Genomic DNA, 24,744 nt, shown 5'->3' with positions numbered 1-24,744 from the left:
CGTCCGTCTCCGGCGTCTGCGCGACAATCCCCGGCCCCGCCACAGCCGCGCACGCGCACGCGTCCAAGCCATTGAAGAAGTCAGATTTCCGCTTCGAGCTGCCCCAGGAACTGATCGCGCAGGCCCCACTGGCCGAGCGCTCGGCCAGCCGGCTGCTGCATGTGCCTCCTGGCGACGCCCCGTTCGAGGACCTCGGCGTGCGCGACCTGCCGCGCCTGCTCCGTGCGGGCGACCTGCTGGTGTTCAACGACACGCGGGTGATCCCGGCGCGGCTGGTCGGCCGCAAGCGCGAAAGCGGCGGCCGGGTCGAGGTGCTGGTCGAGCGCCTGCTGCCCGGCAACGAGGCGCGCGTGCAGGTGGGCGCGAGCAAGTCGCCGAAGGCGGGCGGCCGGATCGAGTTCGAGGGTGGTGGAGAGGCGGAGGTGCTCGGCCGCGATGGCGAGTTCTACCGCGTCCGCTTCGACGTACCCGGCGAACTCGAGGCCTGGCTGCAGGAAACCGGCCGGCTGCCGCTTCCGCCCTACATCCGGCGGGCCCCCGGCGCGGAGGACGCCGAGCGCTACCAGACGGTGTTCGCCCGCGAGGCCGGTGCGGTCGCCGCCCCGACTGCGGGCCTGCACTTCGACGTGCCGCTGCTGGAGGCGCTGCGCGCGGCCGGCGTCGACTTCGGGCACGTCACGCTGCACGTGGGCGCCGGGACGTTCCAGCCGGTCCGCGTCGACGACCTCGGCGAGCACCGCATGCACAGCGAGTGGCTCAACGTGGGTGCGGGCCTGGTCGAGCAGGTGCGCCGCACGCGCGCGGCGGGCGGGCGCGTCGTCGCGGTCGGGACGACGGTGGTGCGCGCGCTGGAGGCGGCCACGGGACAGGACGGCATGCTGCGGCCGTTCGCCGGGGAGACGCGGATCTTCATCCTGCCGGGCTACCGGATCCGCAGCGTCGACGCGCTGCTGACCAACTTCCACCTGCCCGAGAGCACCCTGCTGATGATGGTGTCTGCGTTCGCCGGCAAGGAGCGCGTGTTCGATGCCTACCGCCACGCGGTCGAGGCGCGCTACCGCTTCTTCAGCTACGGCGACGCCATGCTGCTGTGGCCCAATCCACCGCCTGGCGCGCACGCGGAGGCCTGATCCGCGACACTACGCCGCCCCGCGAAACGACCCCGCCCGATGTCCAGGATGCAGTTCGACCTGCTCGCCACCGACGGCGCCGCCCGGCGCGGCCGCCTCGCGTTCCCGCGCGGCACCGTCGAGACGCCCGCCTTCATGCCGGTCGGCACCTATGGCTCGGTCAAGGGCGTGCTGCCGGCGCAGATCAAGGGCCTCGGCGCGGAGATCATCCTCGGCAACACCTTCCACCTCTACCTGCGTCCGGGCCTCGACGTGATCGAGGCGCACGGCGGGTTGCACGGCTTCGCGCGCTGGGACGGGCCGATCCTCACCGACTCGGGCGGCTTCCAGGTCTTCTCGCTCGCGCACAGGCGGAAGATCACGGAGGAGGGCGTGCGGTTCCAGGCGCCCACCGACGGCAGCACGGTGTTCCTCGGCCCCGAGGAGAGCATGCGCATCCAGCGCGTGCTCGACTCGGACATCGTGATGATCTTCGACGAATGCACGCCCTACCTGGTGGACGGCCAGCCGGCCAGCGAGGACGTCGCCCGCCGCTCGATGGAACTCAGCCTGCGCTGGGCGGAGCGCTCGAAGCGCGCGCACGAGGGCAACGACGCCGCGCTGTTCGGCATCGTGCAGGGCGGCATGTTCTCCGGCCTGCGCTCGCGGTCGGCCGACGGCCTGCAGGCCATCGGCTTCGACGGCTACGCGATCGGCGGCCTGGCGGTCGGCGAGCCGGAGTCCGAGCGCAACGCGATGCTCGAGCACCTGGATCCGCAGTTGCCGCGCGACCGTCCGCGCTACCTGATGGGCGTCGGCACGCCGTCGGACATCGTCGAGGCGGTGGCGCGCGGGGTGGACATGTTCGACTGCGTGATGCCCACGCGGAACGGCCGCAACGGCCATTACTTCACCTCCACCGGCACGGTCCGCATCCGCAACGCCAGGTACGGGAAGGACCTGCGCCCGATCGAGGAGGGCTGCGGCTGCCCGGCCTGCGCCGGCGGCTTCTCGCGCTCGTACCTGCGCCACCTCGACCGCTGCAACGAGATGCTCGGCCCCATCCTCGGCACGCTGCACAACCTGTGGCACTACCAGCAGCTGATGGCCGGCATCCGCGCCGCCATCGCCGAAGGCCGCTTCGCCGACTTCCGCGCCGCCTTTCACGCCGCAAAAGCCGAGAGCTGATTCTTCGGCTTACGGATAGACGCCCCGGCCTGGTGGGCCGTATTCGCTTTTCCCTCGGTCAGGGCATCCTGCCCTGACTCGGGCGCTGGCCATCCCTGGCCAGCTTGGCGCGAACACGGCCCACCAGTCCGCGGCTACGAATGTTCGACCGGCTTCGGCCCTTCGCTCGCCGTGCATCCGAAGCCTCGTGACTAGATGCCGGGGCGAAGGCGGGCGATCCCTTGGGGGAATTGCGCAGCAGGGGCCAAGGATGGCCCCGCCCCGCATAAAGGCAGGACGCCTTTCGCGGGGCGGAGCAATCCCCCAAGGGGTTGCACGCCGTACTGTCCGAAGCCGCGGGTGCGCGGGCAGCGAGCCCGTGTCGCGAACCCGCAAGCCGTCGCACCCGGCCGCTTGAAAGCGGAGGGTCGCGGCCACATGGCATAATCCCCGGCTGTTTTCAGCCTTCCGGACGCCTCCGAATGAACCTGCTCGACCTCGTGATCTCCCCGGCCTACGCCCAGGCGGCCGGCCAGGCCTCGCCCAGCATCTGGTCGACCCTGATGTTCCCGGTGATCCTCATCGCGGTCATGTACTTCCTGATGATCCGCCCGCAGATGAAGCGCGCCAAGGAGCACCGCGAGATGCTCGGCAAGCTCGGCAAGGGCGACGAGGTCATCACCTCCGGCGGCGTCGCCGGCACCGTGACCGAGATCGGCGACAACTTCGTTACCGTCGAGATCGCCGACAACGTGCGCGTCCGCGTGCAGAAGGCCGCCATCTCGAACGTGCTGCCGAAGGGCACGCTCAAGGCCGCCTGATCCCCTCAACGCTCCACGCCAGTCGCCGGCCGGCGTGGCCGGCGCGCAGGGTCGCACCATGCTCGAGTTTCCCCGCTGGAAGTACGCGCTGATCGTCCTGGTGATGCTGGTCAGCGCCCTGTACGCGCTGCCGAACATCTACCCGCAGGATCCGTCGGTCCAGGTCACCGCCGCGCGCGGCGCGCCGATCGACGCTGCGCTGCGCGCCCGTGTCGATCGCGCACTTGCGGAAGCGTCCGTCGAACCGAAGGCCATCGAGGCCGACGAGGATGGCCTGCTGGTCCGCCTTCTGGGGCTGGAGGCCCAGACACGGGCGTCGGACGCCCTGCGTGCAGCGCTCGGCGAGGACTACGTCGTCGCGCTGAACCTCGCCTCCACGGTTCCCGACTGGCTGTCAGCGTTTGGTGCCAAGCCGATGACGCTGGGCTTGGACCTGCAGGGCGGCGTGCACTTCCTGATGCAGGTCGACCAGGGCGTCGCACTCGACAAGGTGATGGACGCCAACGTCGATGCGATCCGCTCGATCCTGCGCGAGAACCGCATCCGCTACACCGCCGTAGAGCGCCGCGGCGACGACACGATCGTTGCCGAGCTCGCCTCGCCGCAGGACGTCGAGCGCGCGCTGCCGCTGCTGGCGGCCGACCAGCCGACGATGATGCGTGAGACCGACGGCAACCGCATCACCAGCACGCTGCCGGAAGCCGAGGTCAACCGGGTCGCGCTCGACGCCATCACCCAGAACATCACCACGCTCCGCAACCGCGTCAACGAGGTTGGCGTCGCCGAGCCGGTGATCCAGCGCCAGGGCGACGACCGCGTCGTCGTGCAGCTGCCGGGCGTGCAGGACACCGCCGAGGCCAAGCGCATGATCGGCGCGACCGCCACGCTGGAATACCGCGCGGTGGTGGAGGGCAACCCGTACGACGCCGTGTCCACCGGCAACATCCCGCCCGAGGCGGCGCTCTACTACGAGCGCCGGACGGGGCCGGACGGCGAGCCGGTCCCGGTGCTGCTCAACAAGCGCGTGATCGCCTCGGGCGAGCAGATGGTCGCCGCGCAGTCCACCTACGACCAGGACGGGCTGCCCGCGGTGAGCGTCACCCTCGACGCCGCCGGCGGCAACCGCATGTTCGAGTTCACAAGCGTCAACGTCGGCAAGCCGATGGCGGTGGTCTACATCGAGCGCATCCCCCAGGTGCGCGTGGTGAACGGCGAGGAAGTGCGCAGCTTCCGCGTGCACGAGGAAGTCATCTCGGTCGCCAACATCAACGGCGTGTTCGGCCGGCAGTTCCAGACCACCGGCCTGTCCAAGCAGGAGGCGGACGACCTGGCGCGGCTGCTGCGCTCGGGTTCGCTGGCCGCGCCCATGGACTTCATCGGCGAGGGCATCGTCGGCCCCAGCCTGGGCGCGGAGAACGTGCAGCGCGGCGTGACCGCGGTGCTGTGGGCGTTCCTGTTCACCCTGCTGTTCTTCATGGGCTACTACCGCATGTTCGGCCTGGTCACCTGCGCCGCGCTGCTGCTGAACCTGCTGATCGTCGCCGCGGTGATGTCGATCTTCGGCGCGACCATGACGCTGCCGGGCTTCGCCGGCCTGGCGCTGTCGATCGGCCTGTCGGTGGACGCCAACGTGCTGATCAACGAACGCATCCGCGAGGAGCTCAGGCTCGGGGTGCCGCCCAAGGCCGCGATCGCCACCGGCTACGACAAGGCCTCCAGTTCGATCCTGGACGCCAACGTCGCCGGGATCCTGGCGGGCGTCGCGCTGTATGCCTTCGGCACCGGCCCGCTGAAGGGCTTCGCGATCACCCTGGTGGTCGGCATCGTCGCCTCGATGTTCACCGCGCTGACCGTGACCCGCGGCCTGGTGACGCTGATCTACGGCAAGCGCCGCAAGCTCAAGACGCTGGCCATCTGACCGGACGCACCCATGAAGATCTTTCCGCTCACGCTGATCCCCACCGGCACCAACATCGACTTCATGCGCGCGCGCTGGGTGTCGATGGCGGTGGCGCTGCTGCTGTTTCTCGGTGCCATGGGCGCGATCGCGACCCAGGGCTTCAACTTCGCGCTGGACTTCACCGGCGGCACGGCGATCACCGTGCGCTTCGACCGCCCGGCGGACGTCGACGGCGTGCGCGAGGCGCTGGCCGACGCCGGCTACGAGGGCGCGCAGGTGCAGACCTTCGGCAGCGGCTCGGACCTGCTGGTCAAGCTGCAGGAAGGCGCCGAGAAGATGACCGTCGACCAGGCGGGCGCGATGACCCGCGAGGTCCTCGGCATCATCTCGACCGACGCCAACCCGGCGACGCTGCTCAACCGCGAGTCCATCGGTTCGCAGGTGTCCGAGGAACTGGCGGACAAGGCGCTGATGGCGACGCTGTTCGTGCTCGTCGGCTTCCTGATCTACATCAGCTTCCGCTTCGAGTGGAAGTTCGCGGTCGTCGCATCCATCACGACGCTGTTCGACGTCGGGCTCGTGGCGGGCTGGTTCGCGGTGACGGGCCGGGAGTTCGACCTCACCGTGCTCGCGGGCCTGCTCAGCGTCATGGGCTTCTCGATCAACGACACGATCGTCGTGTTCGATCGCGTGCGCGAGAACTTCCGGTCGATGCGCGCCGATCCGCTGACGGTGTTCAACCGCTCGATCAACCAGACGCTCTCGCGCACGATCATCACCTCCGCGGTGTTCTTCCTGTCGGTGATGGCGCTGTACCTGTACGGCGGCGGTTCGCTCGAGGGCCTGGCGCTGACCCAGATCATCGGCGTGATCGTCGGCACCCTGTCGTCGATCCTGCTGGCCTGCCCGCTGCTCACCGTCGGGCCGCTGAAGGTCACCAAGCAGGACCTGCTGCCCAAGGCGCGCGACGAGGAGGCCCTGGCGCGGCGTCCATGATCCTCGCCACCAGGGCAACGAAAAAGGCCGCGGACATCCGCGGCCTTTCTTCTTCCGTCGCGGTGCGGCGGATCAGTCGAAGGCGGCCGCGTACCCGGTCGCCACGATCGCCTTCTGCAGCACCTCGCTGAGCTTGATGTTGCCCGCCAGCAGGGCCCGGGGCGCCGTGCCGCGCGCGTCCACCGGCCCGGTCCCCGCGCCGCGGAAGTCGGTCACGCGTCCGCCGGCCTCGCGCACCAGCAGCATGCCCGCGGCGATGTCCCAGGGTTTCACGCCGGCCTCGAAGTAGCCGTCCACGCGCCCCGCGGCGACGTAGGCCAGGTCGAGCGCGGCCGAACCGGTGCGGCGGATGTCCTCGGCGGTGTCGAGCAGGCCGCGGATGCAGGTGAGCTGTGCGCCGGCACGGGCGCGCTCGCGCGGCGGGAAACCGGTCGCGAGCATGGCGCCGTTGAGGTCCTTGCGCTCGGCCACGCGGATGCGGCGGTCGTTGAGCACGGCGCCGGCGCCGCGGCTGGCCACGAACAGTTCGTTGCGCAGCGGATCGAACACGACGCCATGTTGCGGTTCGCCGTTCTCGACCAGCGCGATCGAGACGCACCAGTGGGGAATGCCGCGCAGGTAGTTGCTGGTGCCGTCGAGCGGGTCGATCACGAACACGCCGCGGATGTCGCCGCGGCCCGCGCGCGCGGGCTTCTGCTCGCCGCCTTCCTCGCCCAACACGGCGCAGTCCGGGAACGCGCGGCGCAGCTCGCGCACGATCTCGACCTCGGCCTTGGCGTCCATCTCGCTGGCGAAGTCCATCCGGTCCTTCTCGACCACGTTCAGCGCGTCGAGCCGCGTCATGCCGCGCAGCAGCACGTTGCCGCCGGCGCGCGCCGCCTTGACCATGATGTTGACGACGGGCTTGGACATCGCGACGGACCTCGGGCGCGGGGGCGGGCAGGGCGGGGAAAGAGCGGGCCGCCGGCGTGGGCGGGGCGCGGAGTTTACCATTCGCCGCCATGGAGACTCCCCGCATCGACGCCGCGACGGCCGCGCGGCTGCGCATCGTGCTGGTCGGCACGCAACACCCCGGGAACATCGGTTCCGCGGCCCGCGCCATGAAGACCATGGGCCTGGACCGGCTGGTCCTGGTCGAACCCGAACGCGCCCCGGACCGCGAGTCCGCCGCGCTGGCCGCCGGTGCCGACGACGTCCTCGCGGGCGCGCACACCTTCGGCACGCTCGCGGAGGCCGTTGCGGACTGCGGGCTCGTGCTGGGCTGCACGGCCCGCGACCGGCGCGTCCAGCTCGAGCAACTGCCGCCGCGCGGTGCGGCCGCGCGCGCCGTGTCGGAGGCCGCGGCCGGCAGGGAGGTGGCGGTGGTCTTCGGTCGGGAGCGGACCGGCCTGACCAACGAGGAACTCCAGCTGTGCCATGCCGCCGTGCACATCCCCGCCAATCCCGGCTACAGCTCGTTGAACCTCGCCGCCGCGGTCCAGGTGCTTGCCTACGAACTGCGGCTCGCGCTGCTCGAGGGCCCTGCGGCCGGCACCGGTGGCGACGACGCCCCGCCCGCGCCGCACGACCTGCTGGAGGGCTTCTTCGGCCAGTTGGCCGAGGCGCTGGACCAGATCGACTTCCACAAGGGCAGGGCGCCGGAATCCGCCATGCGCAAGCTGCGCCGCCTGTACCTGCGTGCGCGGCCCACCGAGGCGGAAGTCCGGATGCTCCGCGGGATCCTTGCCGACACCCAGCGCATGGCCAGGCTGGCCCGGGAGGGCGGGGAGGGGACCTCCGGGCGCTGACCGCCCCGTCTGTCGCCTGTCGCGCGATTAGGCTAGTCTGCGACAGCCTTCACGGACCGGTCACGCCCGCTTGACGTTGTCGTCCAGCCGAATCGCCGCCTGCCTGCTGGGACTCCTGGCCGTGCTGGCGCCGTTGCTGCCGGCGCGGGCCCAGGACGATGGCCACGTGCTGGTGATCGGCCGCATCAGCGACGACCCCAAGGCGCACTACCGCCAGCTCAAGGGCCTGCTCGACTACGTCGTGCCGCGGATGGCCGATGTCGGCATCCGCGAAGGCCGCATCCTGATGGCGCGGGACGCGCAACAGATGGCGAGCTTCCTCCGCCGCGGCCGCGTGGACTGGGTCACCGAGACCGCCGCGACCGGCGTGATGCTGCAGGAACGCGCGGCCGCGCGGCCGCTGCTGCTGACCGAGCGCGACGGCGTGAGCCGGTACCACACGGTGTTCTTCAGCCGGCGCGACAGCGGCGTGGACGCGCTGTCCGACCTGCCCGGGCACAGCGTCGCCTTCCAGCGGCCGAATTCGACCAGCGCGTACTTCGTGCCAGCCGCCGAGATGCTGTCCGAGGGACTGGTCCTGGAGCCGCTGCTTTCCCCGGTGGACAGGCCGGACGCCCCGGTCGTCGGCTACCTGTTCGCGCGCTCGGAACTCAACGTGGCCACGTGGGTGCACAAGGGGCTGGTCGACGCAGGCGCGGTCAGCAACCTCGACTGGGCCAACCCGCAGCGGATGCCCCCCGCGTTCCGCGACGACCTGCAGATCATCGCCCGGAGCGGCGAATACCCGCGCGCGATCGAACTGGTCCGCGGCGACCTCGATCCGCGGGTCGCCAACCGGTTGCGCGAGGTCCTGCTCGAGGCCGCCGGGGACCCGGACGCCCACGAGGCACTGATGCGCTTCTTCAGGACGACGCGCTTCCTGCCGCTCGACGGGGACGCGGACCGGTCGGCGCTCGACCGCGTGGGCCAAGGCGTGCGGCGCGTGCGCTCGGAGGTCGAATGAGCGTGCGTCCCGGGCTGCAGGGGCGGTTCCTCGCGACCATGCTGGTCGCCCTCGCCATCGTGCTGGGGCTCATGTCCGTGCTCTGGCTGCGCCAGGAGCGCACCCAGGCGGCGCTGACCGAGGAAAGCCGCGAGGCGATGCAGTCGCTCGCGACCGAGAACCTGCGCCGGCGTGGCGAGGGCATGGTGAGCCAGCTGGCCGACGCACTCGCCAACCCGCTCTACTACTTCGACCTCGACCAGGTCGGCGGCGCGGCGCGCGCGGCACTGCAGCAGCCCGACGTGGAGTACGTGCTGGTCTACGACGCCGAGGGCAACATCCTCCATGACGGCAGCGACGAAATCGCCGGCTTCGGGCGGCGGATGGACGATCCGCTGGCGTTCGAGGTGATCGCCGCGCGCAGCCTGCACGTGCAGTGGTCGGACCGGATCGTCGACGTCTCCAGCCCGATCGTCGTGGGCGACCGCCGGCTGGGCGGCGTGCGCGTGGGCTATTCGCTCGAGAGCGCGCGCGGGGCGGAGCAGCGCGCGCTCGCCAACCTGCGGATGCGCATGCAGGAGATCGGTCGCTCGCAGATGGTCTGGATCGGGCTGCTGTCGATGGCCCTGCTGGTGCTCGGCCTGCTGCTGGTGTGGCTCGCCCAGCGCGCCCTGGTGGGCCCGGTCCGGCAACTGGCGGACGCCGCCCGCGCGATCGAGGCCGGCGATTTCGACGCGGAGGCGCCCGACAGCAGCCGGGACGACGAGATCGGGGACCTGGTCCGCGCGTTCCGGCGGATGAGCACGAGCGTGGCGCGGCACGACCGCGAGATCCGCCGGATGGCCTACACGGACGCGCTCACCGGCCTGGCCAACCGGCTCGCGTTCCGGGAGCGCCTGGACCGGAAGCTCCTGCAGCTGCAGGGCGCGGGCCGGCAGCTGGCCCTGCTGTTCGCGGACATCGACGACTTCAAGCGCATCAACGACACCCTCGGCCACGACGCGGGCGACGAAGTGCTGGTCCAGTTCGCCAACCGCATCCGCGAGGTCGTGTCGCGGCTCGGCGGGGAGGACGCGTCGATCGCGCGGTTCGGCGGCGACGAGTTCGTCATCCTGGTCGAATGCGGCCTGGCCGACGGGGCCGGGACGGACATCCGCGAGGTCGCGACCCGGCTCGGGGACGCGCTGGTGCTCGAGCTCGGGCGTCCCATCGTCCTCCAGGACCGGCAGGCGTTCCTCGGCACGTCGATCGGCATCACGCTGTTCCCCGACGATGCATCCGGGGCGACCGCGCTGCTGAAGAACGGCGACATCGCGATGTACCAGGCGAAGGTCGCCGGCAAGAACTGCCACCGGTTCTACAGCCGGGCGATGGACCAGGCGGTGGAGCGCCGCGTGCGCCTGGAACAGGAACTGCGCGGGGCCTGGGACCGCGGCGAACTGAGCCTCGTCTACCAGCCGGTCTACCGCCTGTCCGACGGCCACCTGGTCGGCGCCGAGGCGCTGCTGCGGTGGCAGCACCCCGAACAGGGCCTGGTGGCGCCCTCGGTGTTCATCGACGTGGCCGAGCAGAGCGGCCTGATCGAGACCATCGGCCCGCAGGTCCTGGCGGCCGCGTGCGCGGACGCGGTGCACTGGCAGGCCTCGCACGAGACGGCCGGCCCGCTGTTCGTCTCGGTCAACGTCTCGCCGCGGCAGTTGCGCAGCGGCGACCTGCCGAAGGTGGTCGACACGTGCCTGCGCGAGAGCGGGCTGTCCGCCTCGTGCCTGCACCTGGAGCTGACCGAGACCGCGGTGATGGGCGACGAGCTCCACGCCAGCGGGCTGCTCGCCCGGCTGCGCTCGATGGGCGTGAAGGTGTGGCTCGACGACTTCGGCACCGGCTTCTCCGGCCTCAGCCACCTGCGCCGGGTGCCCGTGGACGGGGTCAAGATCGACCGCAGCTTCATCGCGGACGTGCTGCGCGACCCGGACGACCTCGCGCTGACCACCGCGATCATCGCCATGGCGCATTCGCTGGGCATCACGGTCGTCGCCGAGGGCGTGGAGAAGGAAGGCCAGTACGCGCTGCTGCGCGAGCGCGGTTGCGACCTGGCGCAGGGCTACTGGCTGGGGCACCCGATCAAGGCGGACGAGTTCGAGCGCCTCTGCCTCTGACCGGCCGCGGGTTCAGAGCAGGAAATCGATCCAGCTGGAGGCGGCCGCGACCAGGGTCCCCGACAGCAGTCCGAAGATCGTGATGGCGACCGCGCCGCCGACCCAGGCGGCCAGCATCAGCGCACCGTCGCGCTCGAGCAACGCAAACGCGAACATCAGCAGCAGGCCGCCGAAGATGTAGTTCGTGCCCGGGATCGGCAGGGCGAGCAGCAGCCCGAGCACCACGAGCATCAGGCCGGTGAACGCCGCGGCGGCCCGGTTGTCCAGCACTACCGACAGGCGCGGACGCACCTGGCGCTCGAGCCATGCGAGCGGCTTCGAGATGATCCGGTCGAAGCGCGCCAGGGCGTGGCGGTGCGGGCCACGGCGGGCGATGAACCGCGGCAGCCACGGGCGCCGCCGCAGCGCGAGCAGCTGCAGCCCGATCAACACGACGAGCGGGCCGCTGATGGCGCCGCCCACCGGGATCGGGATGAACGCCGGGAGCACTGCCGCGAACAGCAGCATGCCGAACGCGCGCCGTCCCAGGCCCGAGAGCAGTTCCTGCAGCGTCAGCAGTTCGTCCTGGTCGCCTTCCACCAGTGCGTCGAGCAGGGCGCGGGTGCCGGCCTCGGCGTGGCGGCGCCGGGTACGCCGGCCGCTGCGGCGCGCTGCGGCGCCTTCACCTGCGGGCGAGGCGGTCGATGCCCCTTCCTGCTCGTCTCCCGCGCCCCCGGGCGCGTCGCGGTTCATGCGTGCACCTGCGCGTCGTCTTCCGGCGGGGCGGTGCGGCCGAGCAGCAGCTTGTCGATGCGCGGGCCATCCAGGTCGACGACCTCGATGCGCCAGCCCCCCCAGCGGAAGAACTCGCCGGCGTTCGGGATCCTGCCCAGCTGCGCGATCACCATGCCGGCGGCCGTGTGGTAGTCGTGTTCGTCCTCGCCAGGCAGGCGCCCGCCGCCGACCAGTTCGCGCAGTTCCTCCACCGAAAGCGCGCCGTCCACGAGCCACGATCCGTCCTCGCGTTCGACGACCATCGGGTCGGCATCGGTGCCTTCGCCCGTCTGCGTGCGGCCGATCACCGCGCCGAGCAGGTCGTTGACCGTGACGATGCCGGTGACGTCGCCGTATTCGTCGACGACCAGCGCGAGCGACTGCTGCTCCTCGCGGAAGATCTCGAGCAGCTTGAGCGCGGGCGTCGATTCGGAGACGAACACCGCCGGCCGCAGCCCACGGAACAGTTCCGGCGCACGCTCGTCGAGCCGGTCGAGCAGCGACTTGACCTCGAGCACGCCGAGCACGTCGCTGTCGTCGCCGCGATACACCGGGTAGCGCGAGAACGGCGTCTCGCGCATGGTTTCGAGGTTCTCCTCGAACGGCGCCGCCGCGTCGAGCCAGGCGATGCGCATGCGCGGCGTCATCAGGCTTTCCGCGTCGCGGTCGCCAAGCCGCATCACGCGATGCATCATGTTGCGCTCGTCGGCGTCGATCACCCCCTGCTCGTGGCTCTCGCTCAGCAGCAGGCGGATCTCCTCCTCGCTGATCGCGTCGCGCGCATCGTTGCGGATGCCGAGCAGGCGCAGCACGCCGCGGTTGATCGCGCCCAGCGAGGCCACGACCGGGCGCGCGGCGCGCGCGAGCCAGTCGAGCGGGATGGCGACGGCACTCGAGATCGCCTCCGGGTTCGTCAGCGCCAGGCGCTTGGGCACGAGCTCGCCGAAGATGACCGTGGTCGCCGTGATCAGGCCCACCGCGGTGCCGATGCCGATCGGACGGGCGTACTCGGCCACCGCCGGCCACACGCCGTCCAGCCAGTCGGCGATCACCAGGCCGATCGCATCGCCGCCGAACACGCCGGTCAGCACGCCGATGAGGGTGATCCCGACCTGGACCGTCGAGAGCAGGTTGTCCGGGTGTTCCGCCAGCGCCAGCGCCTTGCGCGCGCCGCGGCTCGGGTGTTCCGGATCCTCGGCCATCCGCTTGAGCCGCAGCTTGCGCGAAGTGACCAGCGCCATCTCCGACAGCGCGAAGAAGCCGTTGAGGGCGATCAGGGCGAGGACGACGAGCAGTTCGAACACGTCAGCAGGCCACCGGCCGGGCGGGACACGCGCATGCGGCCACGGCGGGGCGTGGGCCGGCGGTCGGAAGGCCCGCGTCGCGCGGGCCGAAGGGCGTGTCGGGGTCGTCGTCCATGCGGGGCGGGGCGCGGTGGGGCGCGCGGCGACCGATCATAGCAAAGCCCCGCACGCTTTCCGGCCTGGTCCCTCGGGGTGCGGGACGCGTGGCAATGCGGCCATAATCGCGTCCCTTGCCGGAAGGCGATGCGTGACGGGGCGCCCGGATGTTCTCCCTCCAGACGATGTTCGGCCAGGGCAAGCAGTTCTACACGCTGCTCGAGGATGCGGCGGTGGCCGGGCACGACGCCACGAAGGCGCTGCACGCGATGCTGCGCGCCGAGGAGCGCGTGCCCGCGCTGGACGCCTTCAGGCTTGCCCGCGAACGCGAGCGCGCGGCTTCGGACCGCATCAGCCAGGAGCTCGTCGACAGCTTCATCACCCCGATCGAGCGCGAGGACATCGAGGCGTTGGGCTCCGCCCTGTACCGGATCCCCAAGCAGGTCGAGAAGTTCGCCGAGCGCTACGCCCTGGCGACCGAGCACCTCGCGAAGATCGACTTCGCCCCGCGCGCCTCGATGCTGGAGAAGGCGGCGGGGGTGGTGGTGGAGATGGTCCGCGAACTGCCCCGCATGAAGCTCGAGCCGATGAAGCGGCTGGGCGACCAGCTTCGCTCGATCGAGAACGAGGCCGACCGCCTCATGCTCGAACTCTACCGGGACATCTATTCGGGCCAGCTCGACCACCTGCAGATGTTCCTGCTGAAGGAGTTCTTCGAGATCCTCGAGAAGGCCATCGACCGCTGCCGCGAGGCCGGCGTGGTCTGCTACGGGATCGTGCTGAAGAACTCCTGATGGACGTCGCGCTCGCGCTGGTCGTGGCCGTCGTGCTCGTCGCCCTGGTCTTCGAGTACATCAACGGCTTCCACGACACCGCCAACTCCATCGCCACGGTCGTCGCGACCAAGGTCCTGACACCGATGCAGGCCGTCGGCATGGCCGCGGGCATGAACCTCATCGGCGCATTGGCGGGCACCGCGGTGGCCAAGACCATCGCGTCCGGCCTGATCGACGTGGGCGTGGTCGAGGTCGGCTCCCAGCTGGTGATGTGCGCGCTGCTCGGCGGCATCACCTGGAACCTCATCACCTGGTACGTGGGCCTGCCCTCCTCTTCGTCGCACGCCCTCATCGGCGGGCTCTTGGGCGCCGCGCTCGCCGCCGCGCACAACGACATCGCCGCGATCATCTGGTCCGAGCCGAAGGAACCGCTGTGGAAGAGCGGCGGCGTGCTCTGGAAGGTGGTGGTGCCGATGGTGAGTTCGCCCATGCTCGGCTTCATGGCCGGATTCGCAGTGATGGGCGTGCTGTTCTTCATCATCTCGATGATGGCGCGCAGCGGCGGCGTGCTCGCACGCATGGCGCGGCCGCGATGGGTGAACGGCTTCTTCGGCAAGTTCCAGATCGTCAGCGCGGCGAGCATGGGCTTCGCGCACGGCATGAACGATGCCCAGAAGACCATGGGCATCATCGCCCTGGCGCTGGTGGGCGCGGAGGCGGCCGGGACGCTCGACGACCTCCCGTCGCTGCTCGCGTTCCTTCATCCGTCCGAGGGCGCGCTCGCCGAGGGCGACATCGACCTCTGGATCAAGGTCACCTGCGCGCTGGTGATGGCCGCGGGCACGGCGGCGGGCGGCTGGCGGATCATCAAGACGCTCGGCCACAAACTGGTGAAGCTCCACCCGATCCACGGCTTCGCGGCGGAAACCAGCGCCGCCTCGGTGATCCTGGGCGCGTCGTCGCTGGGCATCCCGGTGTCGACCACGCACAACATCTCGTCGGCGATCATGGGCGTGGGCACGTCGAAGCGGCTCAACGCGATCCGCTGGACGGTCGTGGAGAAGATGATCTGGGCGTGGATCCTGACGATCCCGATGGCCGGCGGGATCGCCTACCTGCTGCTGCGCGGCATGCAGGCGCTGGGCTGGGCCTGACCTGGACGCGGCCGGCCGGTCTCAGAGCAGGTCCGCTTCCGACGACAGGACGCGCTCCATCCGGTCGCCCAGGCCGCCGATCTCCAGCACCAGCCGGTCGAGTTCCGAGCCGCTGAGGCTGTCGTAGGGCCGGTTCTCGACCAGGTGCAGGTACGGGACGCCGTCGTGCTCCCCGGTCGCGAGGTAGCCGACGCGGCTCTCCCAGTTGAATGCCAGCGCCTTCTTCGCGTCGAAGGCATCGGTCGGCGCCACGGCGGTGCTGACGCGGAGGAAACAGCGGCCGTCGTCGTCCTCCATTTCCGACAGGTAGATCGCCTGCTGGCGACTGCCCTGTTCCAGCGACAGTTCCACGCAAAGCACGTAGGGCTCCTGCATGGAGATGCGGTAGCCGTTGCCGGTGAGATGGGTGCGGATCTGCTCGAAGTTCATGGCGCGTCCCGTTCTCGGCGGTCGGGGCGATGGTAGCGCAGCGGCGGGTCGCGGCAAGGCGGGGCTGACGCGCGGCCGTCCGGCCGGCACCATGCGCGCATGCCCCGCACGCCGGACAGACGCCAGCCACACCGGGCCACCCGCGCCGACCGGCCGGGCGGCCGTGCTTCGCCGGAAGTTGCCGCCGGGCGCATCCTCGCCGCGGTCCGCGCGATCCCGCGGGGCCAGGTGGCCGGCTACGGCGAGGTCGCGGCGCGCGCGGGGCTACCCGGGCGCGCCCGCCTGGCGGCCCGCGTGCTGTCCGGAAACCAGGATCCCGCGCTGCCCTGGCACCGGGTCGTCAGGGCCGACGGCCGCATCGCCTTCCCCGAAGGCTCGGAGGGGCGACGGGAGCAGGTCGAGCGACTCCGCGGCGAAGGCGTCGCGGTCGAGGGCGGCCGCGTGGCGCGCCGCGCGAAGTCACTGGATGCCGCCCTTTGGGGGCCGCCCGGCGAGTGAGGCGGGGTGGCGCAAGGCCAGCCGGTATCATGGCGCGGCACCGACAAGGATGCCCGATGTTCTCCAACATTCCACCCGTCACCAAGGCGCTGCTGATCGCCAACGGCGTCGCGTTCGCGCTCCAGATGCTGCTCGGCAACGCGGTCTTCGGCGCCTTCATGCTCTGGCCGCTGGGCGACGCGTCCCTCGACCCCTACGCGCAGGCCCAGGGCTTCCTCCCGTGGCAGCTGCTGACCTACGGCTTCCTGCACGGCAACCTGCCGCACCTGCTGTTCAACATGCTGGCGCTGCTGATGTTCGGCGCGCCGCTCGAGTACACGTGGGGCAACCGCCGCTTCGCGACCTACTACCTGGCGTGCGTCGCCGGGGCCGGACTGTGCCAGCTGGTGGTCGCGTCGTGGATGCTGTCGGAGACGGGCCTGTCGTACCCGACCGTCGGCGCGTCCGGTGGCGTGTTCGGGCTGCTGCTGGCCTACGGCATGCTGTTCCCGAACCAGCGCGTGATGCTGCTGATCCCGCCGATCCCGATGAAGGCGCGCACGCTGGTCATCGTGTACGGCGTGATCACCCTGCTGCTCGGCATCACCGGCACGGCACCGGGCGTGGCGCACTTCGCGCACCTGGGCGGCATGCTGTTCGGCTGGCTGCTGATCCGCTACTGGCGCGGGCAGCCGCCCTTCGGACGGCGGGGGCCACCGCGGCCGCGCATCGTGCGCTGAGGCCGCGGGGCCGCCGGCAGTTACTTCCAGATCCCGACCCGGGCGTCCGCGTCCACCGACATCGCGTCCTTCGCCTTGCACTCGAAGGCGGTCGCGAACGCGGGCTGGTTGCGAAGCGGGCCGTTGACGCGCCAGTAGCCCGGCGGGTGCGCCGAACCACGGGCGGCCGCCTGCGCCTGCGCCGGTGCCAGGCGTTGCGGCCACAGGCCCGCCCAGCCGCGTGCGAACGCCTGCGTGGCCGCGGCGTCCGCGCCGGGTTCGGCGGCCGCGTGCGCGGCGAGCGCGAGCTCCACCCCGGCGAGGTCCGCCATCTGCTCGGCCGCGGTGCGCCGGCTGTCGTACGCGACGCCAATGGCCTCCGGGATCGGGAAGGCGACGTATTGCGCGACCAGCCGGTTGGCGGGTTCGGCCATGGCCTCGACCCCGGCGGCATGGGACAGCTCGTGGCCGAGCATGGCGCCCAGTGCACCGTACTGCGCGGGGGGCGGCTGCGAGGCGTCGAAGACCGGTGCCTGCAGCACCGCGGGCGTGGCCACCAGGCGATTGGCGTCCGGCAGCCAGGCAAGGACGGGACGCCATGCGGGGACTGTCGCCGCGCTGCCGGAGGGCTGGCCCGCGCGTGCGAACGACCGCGCCTGGCGCCATGCACGCGCGGCGAGCACGTTCGCGGCGTGGTTCGCGCGATCGAGCGCGGGCAGGGTGGTGGCATCGATCGCGGGGCCGGCCGCACCGATCTCCAGCTGCAGGGTCGCCAGGCGCGACTGCGCGGCGGCACGCGCCGTGGCATCGAGCGCCGGCGCGCCGGGCACGGCCTGGGCGAACGCGTCCCGCACGCGGGTGGCGATCCCCCGGGCGCGGTCGGCATCCGCCGGGGACAGGTAACGCGCCGCGTAGGCCTGGCCAAGCACATGTGGCGCAAGTTCCTGCGTGGCGAGCGTCGCGCGCGCCGCGGCGTCCGGGGCACGCACGCGGCCCTCGAGGTTCGGGCCGTGGAAGGCGAAATGCGCGTCGCGCCAGGCCTTGGGGAGCGATGGCGCCATCGCGTCCGCGACGTGGAAGCGCAGGTAGCTTCGCCATTGCGCGGGCTCGATCTCGCCCGCGAGCGCTTCGACCTTCGCCAGCCACTGCGGGTCGGCCATGACCTGCGCCGACGTCGAGCCGGCGGCCTGCAGGAGCGACGCCGGCTGCAGCCTCGGGTACTGGCGATCGAGCCCGGACACGGACAACGATTCGCGTCCGCGCGCCGGCTCCGCGCGCAGCAGCGACAGCGGGCGCGAGGTCGCGGCGATGCGCGTCTCCACGTCGAGCACGACCTGCGCCTGGGCGGCGGCCTCCGCCGCGGGCATGCCGCCCAGTTCGAGCATCCGCTGCACGTACGCGCGGTATTTCCCTCGCAGCGCCTCGGCCTCGGCGCCGTCGCGCGTGTAGAACGCGGGGTCGCCCAGGCCCAGGCCGCCCTGCGCCAGCGCCACCGCCAGCGTGTCGCCGGAGGGGCCAACCGACGTGTCGACGACCACCGGGATGCCGGCACGGTGCAACGTCGCGATGGCCGGCGCGACGTGGCGCGCGCGGCGCACCTTGTCGACCTCGGCCAGCAGCGGGGCGATCGCCGTGGTGCCGGCGCGCTCGATCGCCGCGTCGTCCAGGGCGCCGGCATAGAGGTGGCCCAGCCAAGTTTCGAGCGGGCCCTGCGGGGCCGACATCGCGCCCTGCAGCAGTTGCGCCACTTGCGCATCCGCGCGCGCGGCCAGTTCGCCCATCGCCGAGGCGGGCACGCCTTCCGGATGCGACGCGTACCAGGCGGCGTTGGCGTGGGCGTCGAAGTCCTCGCAGGCCTTCGCGTCCTTGGCCGCGGCGGCGGTCGGCAACGCGAGCGCCAGGCCGATCGACGCGGAGAGGAGGGCGGGCAGGACGCGGCGTGGCGTGCTGGGCATGCGGGGTACCTCGCGGCTCTGGGGGGGAGCGGGACCCCGGCAGGTCCCGAGGCGCGCGAGTCTAGCAACCGGTTTCCGGTCGCCATGAACGCGGCTTCACGCGGGTTTGGACGGCGCGGGACGCGACCAAAAAAGAAGGCCCGGCGGGTGCCGGGCCTTCGTCGCGACGCGGTGGGCGGCGCTTACCAGATGACGATCTGGTCGTCGCCTTCGCGCACCATCGGATCGCCCGGCTTGCAGTTGAAGGCCTCGGCGAAGGCCGGCAGGTTCGACGGCGCACCGACCGCACGGAAGTTCGCCGGCGCATGGGAGTCCGTCGCCAGGCGCACGTTGAGCTCCTCCGGGGTGAAGTTGCGGCGCCACACGGTGGCCCAGTTCATGAAGAAGCGCTGGTCGCGGGTGAAGCCGTCGATCATCGGATCGGGCTGGCCCTCGGTGGCGCGCTTCATCGCGTCGTGGGCGACGGCCAGGCCGCCGAGGTCGGCGATGTTCTCGCCCAGCGTCAGCTTGCCGTTGACCATCCTGCCCGGCGCGGCCTCGTACTCGCCGAACTGGGTGACCAGCTGGTCGGTCAGGCCGGTGAAGCCCTTGGCGTCGGCATCCGTCCACCAGTTCTCGAAGTTGCCGGACGGCCCGAAGCGGCTGCCCTGGTCGTCGTAGCCGTGGATCATCTCGTGGCCGATCACAGCGCCGATGCCGCCGTAGTTGAGCGCCGGGTCGGCGTCCGCGTCGAAGAACGGCGGCTGCAGGATGGCGGCCGGGAACACGATCTCGTTGGCCAGCGGGTTGTAGTAGGCGTTGACCGTCTGCGGGCTCATGCCCCACTCGGTCCTGTCGACCGGCTCGCCGATCTTGCCCAGTTGCCACTCGTAGTTGAACTTGTTGGCCGCCAGCACGTTGCCGATGTAGCTGTCGCGGGCGGTGTCCAGGCCGGTCCACTCGCGCCACTTGTCCGGGTAGCCGATCTTCGGGGTGAAGGCGGCCCACTTCTCCATGGCCTTTTCCTTCGTTTCCTCGGACATCCACTCGAGGTTCTCGATGCGGACCTTCAGCGCCTCGCTCAGGTTCTCGACCAGCTGCTGCATGCGCTGCTTGGACTCGGGCGAGAAGGCCACGTCCACGTACATCTGGCCCAGCGCCTCGCCGGCGACGTTGTTGATCGTGCCGAGCGTGCGCTTCCAGCGCGGCTGGATCTCCGCCTGGCCGCGCAGGGCCTTGCCGTAGAAGTTGTAGTTTTGCTGCACGAACGCATCGGCCAGGAACGGCGAGGCGTCGTCGACCAGGTGGAAGCGAAGGTACGCCCGCCAGTCCTCGACCGGCACGTCGGCGATCATCTCGCTGACCTCCTTGTGGAAGTCCGGCACCGACAGCGAGAACATCTCCGGCTTGTCGACGCCCTGAGACTCGAAGAAGCGGGTCCACGGGAAGTTCGGGGCCAGTGCGTCGGCATCGGCCAGCGAGACCGGGTTGTAGTACAGCGAGACGTCGCGCGAGAACTCCTCGGTCGACTTCGAAGCCTCGGCAAGCCGCGTTTCGAATGCGATCACGCGTCCGGCCTGCGCCGCGGCCTCGTCGGCCGGCACGCCCGACAGCTCGAGCACCTTGGCGACGTGCGCCTGGTAGGCCTCCAGCTTCTCCGCCTTGTCGGCGTCGAAGTAGTAGGTCTTGTCCGGCAGGCCCAGGCCGCCCTGCACGGCGTAGGCGATGTTCATGTCGGAGTCCTTGAAGTCGGCCTCCGGACCGAAGCCGAACAGCACCATGCGGCCGTCGGCGGCGCTGGTGCGCAGGTACTCGGCGATCGCCTCGGGCGAGTCGATCGCGGTGATCGCGTCGATCATGGGCTGGATCGGCGCGATGCCCTGGGCCTCGATCGCGGCCTCGTCCATGCCGGTCGCCCACAGGTCGCCGACGATGGCCTTCACCCCGTCCGCGTTCTCCATCCCGGCGGCCTGCTCGGCCAACTGGCGCTGGATCTCCAGCGAACGCTCGCCCAGCATCTCGAACGCGCCCCAGCTGGTGCGGTCGCCGGGGATCGGGTTGGCGGCCAGCCACTTGCCGTTGACGTAGCCGGCGAAGTCGGTGCACGCGTTCTTCGACGGGTCGAGCTGGTCGGCGGCGAGCTGGTTGAACGGGGGCAGGTTGCTCTCGTCGAGCGTCAGCTCGGTGGAGGCGGCGGCGCCGGCGCCGTCGGCGGCCGGGGCGGCGTCGCGGTCGCAGGCGGCCAGCGCCAGCGCGACGGAGAACGAGAGCAGCAGGATCTTGGGCTTGGTCACTGGGAACTCCAGGAGGCGGAAGGAATGCTCGCGGGCGCAAGGCAGTCGGGCACGGCCCGCCCACGGCAACGCCGGCCGATGCTACGCCGCGCCCCCGGCGCAGGCGGGTGTCGAAGGTCATGGCGCCGGGCGGGCGCCCGTTCAGCGTGCTAGCGTCGCCTGGCGGAGTCGCCTGGCGGAGTCGCCTGGCGGAGTCGCCTGGCAAGAGCGGGAGTGGGCGATGCGGGTCCGGTTTCATTACTGCGGATTTCCGCTCGACGCGTGCCGGTGTGGCGGCATGTCGCCGAGCCAGCCCGGCGACACGCTGGACGATTGATGCCGGGCATGGGCCGGACCCTGCTGTTCCTCGCGCTGGCCCTGCTGGCGGAGACCGCGGGCACGATCGGCGGCTTCGGCTCGTCGGTGTTCTTCGTGCCGCTGGCGAACTTCTTCCTGCCCCTGACCACGGTGCTCGGACTGGTCGCGCTGTTCCACCTCGCGAGCAACCTCGCGAAGCTGGGGCTGTTCCGGCACGGCATCGACCGCGTGCTGCTGCTCAAGCTGGGGCTGCCGGCCGTGGTCGCGGTCGCCGTGGGAGCACTCGCGAGCGGCCTGCTGTCGGGCGCGTGGCTGGAGCGCGTTCTGGCGGTGTTCCTCGTGGGGACCAGTGCCACGTTCCTCCTGCGCCCGGCCTGGACGCTCGCGCCGAGCGCGCGCAACGCGGCGGTCGGGGGCACGTTGTCGGGCCTGATGGCGGGGCTGGTCGGCACGGGTGGCGCGATCCGGGGCGTCACGATGGCCGCCTTCGCCCTGCGCAAGGAGGTGTTCGTCGCCACGTCCGCGGCGATCGACCTGGGCGTGGATGCGACCCGCGCGGTCGTCTACTGGCGGCACGGCTACATGGAGGAGGTGCCGCTGGCATGGATCCCGGCACTGGTGGTGGTGGCGGTCGCGGGCACGTGGCTGGGCCGGGCCGCGCTGCGGCGCATTCCCCAGGCACGGTTCCGGCAGATCGCGCTGGCGCTGGTGCTCCTGATCGGGCTGGTCACCCTCGTGCAGGCGCTGGCGGGACCGGCCGGCGCATGAATGCCGGGCGGCGGGACGTGGCGCGGGACGCCTGATTCGCGTAGAGTCCGCGCCGTCCGCGCACGGCTGAACTGTTTTCCGGTTGGCCCGCCGCCCCTCGCAACGGTCCCCGCGACCGGCCCGCGCCCCGCGCCGGCATGCGAACCGGCCCATATCCCCGCACGCCTTTCGTCGCACGGACACGACGGCCGCACCGCGGCCTCGTCCAATCTCACGCTCGCAGCGCGGTATCGGGAAAAGCTTCGAGTGTCCGCTCCGGCATGGCCGGCGGCGGTCCATGCATCGGAGCTCAACATGTCTTTCGAAACCCTCGGGCTTTCGCCCGCGTTGCTGCGCGCGCTCGCCGAAGGCGGCTACGCCACCCCCACCCCCATCCAGGCCCAGGCCATCCCGCTCGTGCTCGCCGGGCACGACGTGCTGGGCGGTGCCCAGACCGGCACCGGCAAGACCGCCGCGTTCGGCCTGCCGCTGCTGCAGCGCCTGGCGAAGCAGACCCCGCCGGCCGGCCCGCGCCGTCCGCGCGCGCTGGTGCTGGTGCCCACCCGCGAACTGGCCGTGCAGGTCAGCGACAGCATCAAGACCTACGGCCGCCACCTGCGGCTCAACGTCACCACCATCTTCGGCGGCGTCGGCATGCAGCCGCAGGTCGACCAGCTGCGCCGCGGCTGCGACGTGCTGGTCGCATGCCCGGGCCGGCTGATCGACCACCTCGAGCGCGGCAGCGCGAAGCTCGACGGCGTCGAGCTGCTGGTGCTCGACGAGGCGGACCGCATGCTGGACATGGGCTTCCTGCCGGCGATCAAGCGCGTGCTCAAGCGCGTGCCGTCGCAGCGGCAGACGCTGCTGTTCTCGGCCACGTTCGAGCCGCGCATCAAGGCGCTGGCGCTGGAGTTCATGCGTGACCCGAAGCAGGTGCAGGTCGCGGCCAACAACACCATCGCCGACACGATCGCGCACCGCGTGCATCCGGTCGACAGCGGCCGCAAGCGCGCGCTGCTGGTGAAGATCCTCAGCGAGCGCCACACCGACCAGGTGCTGGTGTTCGGCAAGACCAAGCACGGCTGCAACCGGCTCGCCGAGCAGCTGGAGAAGGACGGCCTGCCCGCGGTCGCGATCCACGGCAACAAGAGCCAGGCGCAGCGGCAGAAGGCGCTCAACGCGTTCAAGGCCGGCAAGGCGCGGATCCTGGTCGCGACCGACGTCGCCGCCCGCGGCCTGGACATCCCGGACCTGCCGCTGGTGATCAACCACGACCTGCCGATGGTCGCCGAGGACTACGTGCACCGCATCGGCCGCACCGGGCGCAACGGCGCGCGCGGCGAGGCGCTTTCGCTGGTGTCGCCGGACGAAGCGCAGCTGCTGCGCCAGATCCAGCGCATCCTGAAGGACGACATGGCGATGGAGACGGTGTCGGGCTTCGAGCCGAGCCAGCCCATCCGCATGGGCTCCGACGCGCCGGGCGCCCGCCGCCCGGGCGGCAACGCCGCGCCGCGCAGGAAGGCCAACCGGCCGCACGGCAAGCCCGGCCAGCGTGGTCCGCAATCGCACGCGGGTCCGAAGCAGCATCGCGGCGCGAGCCAGGGCCGCGGCGGCCGGCGGGACTCGCGCGCCTGACGGACCGATCCGCGACCTGAACGTTTCCTTCACGGAAGGGGAAGAAGCGGGCGCGCACCCTTGGGGCGGACCCGCGCGAGCGCCGGCCGCCCGGAACCGGGCGGTCCGGCCCGACGACGATGGTGGATGAGGCGACGAGGACCGGGCGGTTCGACGCGCCATGGGCCCGTGGCGAGGCCGGATGGCCCCGCCACGCGATGGTCCGGTGCCAGCCATCGGCAGGGGCGCGAGGGGACCGGGGGGGTTCGGAAAGACCGGGAGGTGCAACCATGAACCGATCCTCTTCAGGCGCGGGCGGCATGTCCGTGCGCAATCCAGGGACCCTGCGGGCAAAGGTGCCCGGTGTGATCGCCCTGTCGCTCGGCCTGGCCTGCGCATCGACCGTCGCATCGGCCGACGCGCCCTGCGGCGGGCTGGACGAATGCCGGGTGCTGATCGAAATCAACGCGACCGACGGCGACATCGGCTTCCACGTGCTCTTCGACGCGGACGGATGGAAGGAGGCCCGCATCGTCGATCCCGCCCGCAAGGTGATCTTCAGGAACCAGGCGCTCGCGGGACTGCGCGACCAGAACCTCACCGAGAACTTCTTCGAGAGCGCCGAGCCGGTCTGCGAAGCCGGTCTTGCCGAAGACCCGGAAGACTTGGTGGTGACGCTCCCCGAGTTCCTCGAGCGGTTCCCGGCGGGCACCTATCGCTTCCGCCTCAAGCTCGCCGACGGCGAACAGGTCTACGGTGCCACCGCGCTCACCCACGTGCTGCCGCCGGCACCCGCGGACGTCGACTTCGACGGCAGCGGGATCTCATGGGAATTCGGCGGGGACCTGGGTGCGTGCACCACGCTGCCGCCGGGATTCGCGTTCGCGGACGAGGCCGACATCGCCGGCTACGAGGTGGTGCTTGAACCCGAGGATCCCGCGTTGAGCGGGTTCCGTTTCGCGACGCGCGTGCCCAACGGCGCGGACAGCGTCGCGGTGCCGCCCGAGTACCTCGCATCGCTCCCCGCGGACACGCCGTTGAAAGTCGAAGTGGGTGCCATCGAGCGCCGGCCGAACGGAAGCTTCGGCAACCAGACGTTCACCGAGGCGGACGGCTTCTGCAACAACCTCGACCAGGACGCCTGCCCCGACGACGGGGATTGACTGCTGCTTGTCGCGCGGCGCGCGGGGCAGCTGAAGGGCCGGCTCATGCCGGCCCTTCGTGCTTCCCCG

21 protein-coding genes are annotated in these 24,744 nt (G+C 71.2%); 15 read left to right on the top strand and 6 right to left on the bottom strand.

All coding sequences use genetic code 11. The annotated features are described in order from the left end of the window. The first annotated feature begins 71 nt into the window (after positions 1-71). The 5 genes from queA to secF all read left to right on the top strand — a co-directional run bounded on the left by queA (position 72) and on the right by secF (position 5,993). Positions 72-1,130 carry a tRNA preQ1(34) S-adenosylmethionine ribosyltransferase-isomerase QueA gene (queA, locus tag ACYU7H_RS02460; protein WP_460812209.1) on the top strand — a complete coding sequence of 353 codons (1,059 nt, stop codon included), beginning with the start codon at positions 72-74 and terminating at the stop codon, positions 1,128-1,130. Between the two features lie 39 nt (positions 1,131-1,169). Further along, positions 1,170-2,297 carry a tRNA guanosine(34) transglycosylase Tgt gene (gene tgt, locus ACYU7H_RS02455; protein WP_460812207.1) on the top strand — a complete coding sequence of 376 codons (1,128 nt, stop codon included), beginning with the start codon at positions 1,170-1,172 and terminating at the stop codon, positions 2,295-2,297. Positions 2,298-2,758: 461 nt separating this feature from the next. Next, the gene (gene yajC, locus ACYU7H_RS02450) at positions 2,759-3,097 is read left to right on the top strand and encodes a preprotein translocase subunit YajC (RefSeq protein WP_460812206.1); all 339 of its coding nucleotides are present in this window, start codon (positions 2,759-2,761) and stop codon (positions 3,095-3,097) included. Between the two features lie 58 nt (positions 3,098-3,155). Beyond that, the gene (gene secD / locus ACYU7H_RS02445) at positions 3,156-5,015 is read left to right on the top strand and encodes a protein translocase subunit SecD (RefSeq protein ID WP_460812204.1); all 1,860 of its coding nucleotides are present in this window, start codon (positions 3,156-3,158) and stop codon (positions 5,013-5,015) included. 12 nt (positions 5,016-5,027) lie between these two features. After that, entirely contained in the window at positions 5,028-5,993 is a 966-nt protein-coding gene (secF, locus tag ACYU7H_RS02440) for a protein translocase subunit SecF (RefSeq protein WP_460812202.1), read from the top strand. A gap of 72 nt (positions 5,994-6,065) precedes the next feature. On the opposite strand, the gene ACYU7H_RS02435 is transcribed toward secF, so the two are convergent. Continuing rightward, positions 6,066-6,905, bottom strand: a complete 840-nt coding sequence (locus ACYU7H_RS02435; protein WP_460812201.1) for an inositol monophosphatase family protein — start codon at positions 6,903-6,905, stop codon at positions 6,066-6,068. A gap of 89 nt (positions 6,906-6,994) precedes the next feature. Here ACYU7H_RS02435 and ACYU7H_RS02430 point away from each other — a divergent pair, with 89 nt between their 5' ends. The 3 genes from ACYU7H_RS02430 to ACYU7H_RS02420 all read left to right on the top strand — a co-directional run bounded on the left by ACYU7H_RS02430 (position 6,995) and on the right by ACYU7H_RS02420 (position 10,918). Beyond that, positions 6,995-7,780 carry an RNA methyltransferase gene (locus tag ACYU7H_RS02430; protein WP_460812200.1) on the top strand — a complete coding sequence of 262 codons (786 nt, stop codon included), beginning with the start codon at positions 6,995-6,997 and terminating at the stop codon, positions 7,778-7,780. 76 nt (positions 7,781-7,856) lie between these two features. Continuing rightward, positions 7,857-8,783 carry a phosphate/phosphite/phosphonate ABC transporter substrate-binding protein gene (locus ACYU7H_RS02425; RefSeq protein ID WP_460812199.1) on the top strand — a complete coding sequence of 309 codons (927 nt, stop codon included), beginning with the start codon at positions 7,857-7,859 and terminating at the stop codon, positions 8,781-8,783. Further along, positions 8,780-10,918 carry a putative bifunctional diguanylate cyclase/phosphodiesterase gene (locus ACYU7H_RS02420; protein WP_460812197.1) on the top strand — a complete coding sequence of 713 codons (2,139 nt, stop codon included), beginning with the start codon at positions 8,780-8,782 and terminating at the stop codon, positions 10,916-10,918. The genes ACYU7H_RS02425 and ACYU7H_RS02420 overlap by 4 nt, the downstream gene beginning before the upstream one ends. Positions 10,919-10,930: 12 nt before the next feature. On the opposite strand, the gene ACYU7H_RS02415 is transcribed toward ACYU7H_RS02420, so the two are convergent. Then, positions 10,931-11,650 carry an exopolysaccharide biosynthesis protein gene (locus tag ACYU7H_RS02415; protein WP_460812195.1) on the bottom strand — a complete coding sequence of 240 codons (720 nt, stop codon included), beginning with the start codon at positions 11,648-11,650 and terminating at the stop codon, positions 10,931-10,933. Continuing rightward, on the bottom strand, positions 11,647-12,975 hold the full coding sequence (locus ACYU7H_RS02410; RefSeq protein WP_460812193.1) for a hemolysin family protein: 1,329 nt from the start codon (positions 12,973-12,975) through the stop codon (positions 11,647-11,649). The genes ACYU7H_RS02415 and ACYU7H_RS02410 overlap by 4 nt, the downstream gene beginning before the upstream one ends. Before the next feature lie 263 nt (positions 12,976-13,238). Here ACYU7H_RS02410 and ACYU7H_RS02405 point away from each other — a divergent pair, with 263 nt between their 5' ends. Further along, positions 13,239-13,865, top strand: a complete 627-nt coding sequence (locus ACYU7H_RS02405; RefSeq protein ID WP_460812191.1) for a DUF47 domain-containing protein — start codon at positions 13,239-13,241, stop codon at positions 13,863-13,865. Continuing rightward, positions 13,865-15,001, top strand: a complete 1,137-nt coding sequence (locus ACYU7H_RS02400; protein ID WP_460812189.1) for an inorganic phosphate transporter — start codon at positions 13,865-13,867, stop codon at positions 14,999-15,001. Before ACYU7H_RS02405 ends, ACYU7H_RS02400 begins: the two co-directional genes overlap by 1 nt. Before the next feature lie 21 nt (positions 15,002-15,022). On the opposite strand, the gene ACYU7H_RS02395 is transcribed toward ACYU7H_RS02400, so the two are convergent. Next, a complete protein-coding gene (locus tag ACYU7H_RS02395) occupies positions 15,023-15,430 on the bottom strand; it encodes a hypothetical protein (protein ID WP_460812188.1) in 408 nt (135 codons plus the stop codon). Between the two features lie 99 nt (positions 15,431-15,529). Between ACYU7H_RS02395 and ACYU7H_RS02390 the strand changes: the two genes are divergently transcribed. Continuing rightward, positions 15,530-15,928 (top strand): MGMT family protein, encoded by a 399-nt coding sequence (locus ACYU7H_RS02390; RefSeq protein ID WP_460812186.1) that lies wholly within the window; start codon positions 15,530-15,532, stop codon positions 15,926-15,928. A gap of 56 nt (positions 15,929-15,984) precedes the next feature. Beyond that, complete coding sequence (locus ACYU7H_RS02385) at positions 15,985-16,647, top strand: rhomboid family intramembrane serine protease (protein WP_460812185.1); 663 nt, start codon at positions 15,985-15,987, stop codon at positions 16,645-16,647. Positions 16,648-16,667: 20 nt separating this feature from the next. Here ACYU7H_RS02385 and ACYU7H_RS02380 read toward each other — a convergent pair whose 3' ends face one another. Further along, positions 16,668-18,581 carry a M13-type metalloendopeptidase gene (locus ACYU7H_RS02380; protein WP_460812183.1) on the bottom strand — a complete coding sequence of 638 codons (1,914 nt, stop codon included), beginning with the start codon at positions 18,579-18,581 and terminating at the stop codon, positions 16,668-16,670. A gap of 182 nt (positions 18,582-18,763) precedes the next feature. Then, positions 18,764-20,854: a M13 family metallopeptidase gene (locus tag ACYU7H_RS02375; RefSeq protein WP_460812182.1), complete on the bottom strand. Its 2,091-nt coding sequence runs from the start codon at positions 20,852-20,854 to the stop codon at positions 18,764-18,766. A gap of 324 nt (positions 20,855-21,178) precedes the next feature. Here ACYU7H_RS02375 and ACYU7H_RS02370 point away from each other — a divergent pair, with 324 nt between their 5' ends. The 3 genes from ACYU7H_RS02370 (at position 21,179) to ACYU7H_RS02360 (ending at position 24,675) form a co-directional block, all read left to right on the top strand. Continuing rightward, complete coding sequence (locus ACYU7H_RS02370) at positions 21,179-21,919, top strand: sulfite exporter TauE/SafE family protein (protein ID WP_460812180.1); 741 nt, start codon at positions 21,179-21,181, stop codon at positions 21,917-21,919. Between the two features lie 294 nt (positions 21,920-22,213). Continuing rightward, the gene (locus ACYU7H_RS02365; protein ID WP_460812179.1) at positions 22,214-23,533 is read left to right on the top strand and encodes a DEAD/DEAH box helicase; all 1,320 of its coding nucleotides are present in this window, start codon (positions 22,214-22,216) and stop codon (positions 23,531-23,533) included. 269 nt (positions 23,534-23,802) lie between these two features. After that, complete coding sequence (locus ACYU7H_RS02360; protein WP_460812177.1) at positions 23,803-24,675, top strand: hypothetical protein; 873 nt, start codon at positions 23,803-23,805, stop codon at positions 24,673-24,675. The last annotated feature ends 69 nt before the right edge of the window (positions 24,676-24,744 follow it).

The sequence above is a fragment of the Luteimonas pelagia genome (genome assembly GCF_054776035.1).
This window is presented reverse-complemented; position numbering and strand designations above follow the sequence as displayed.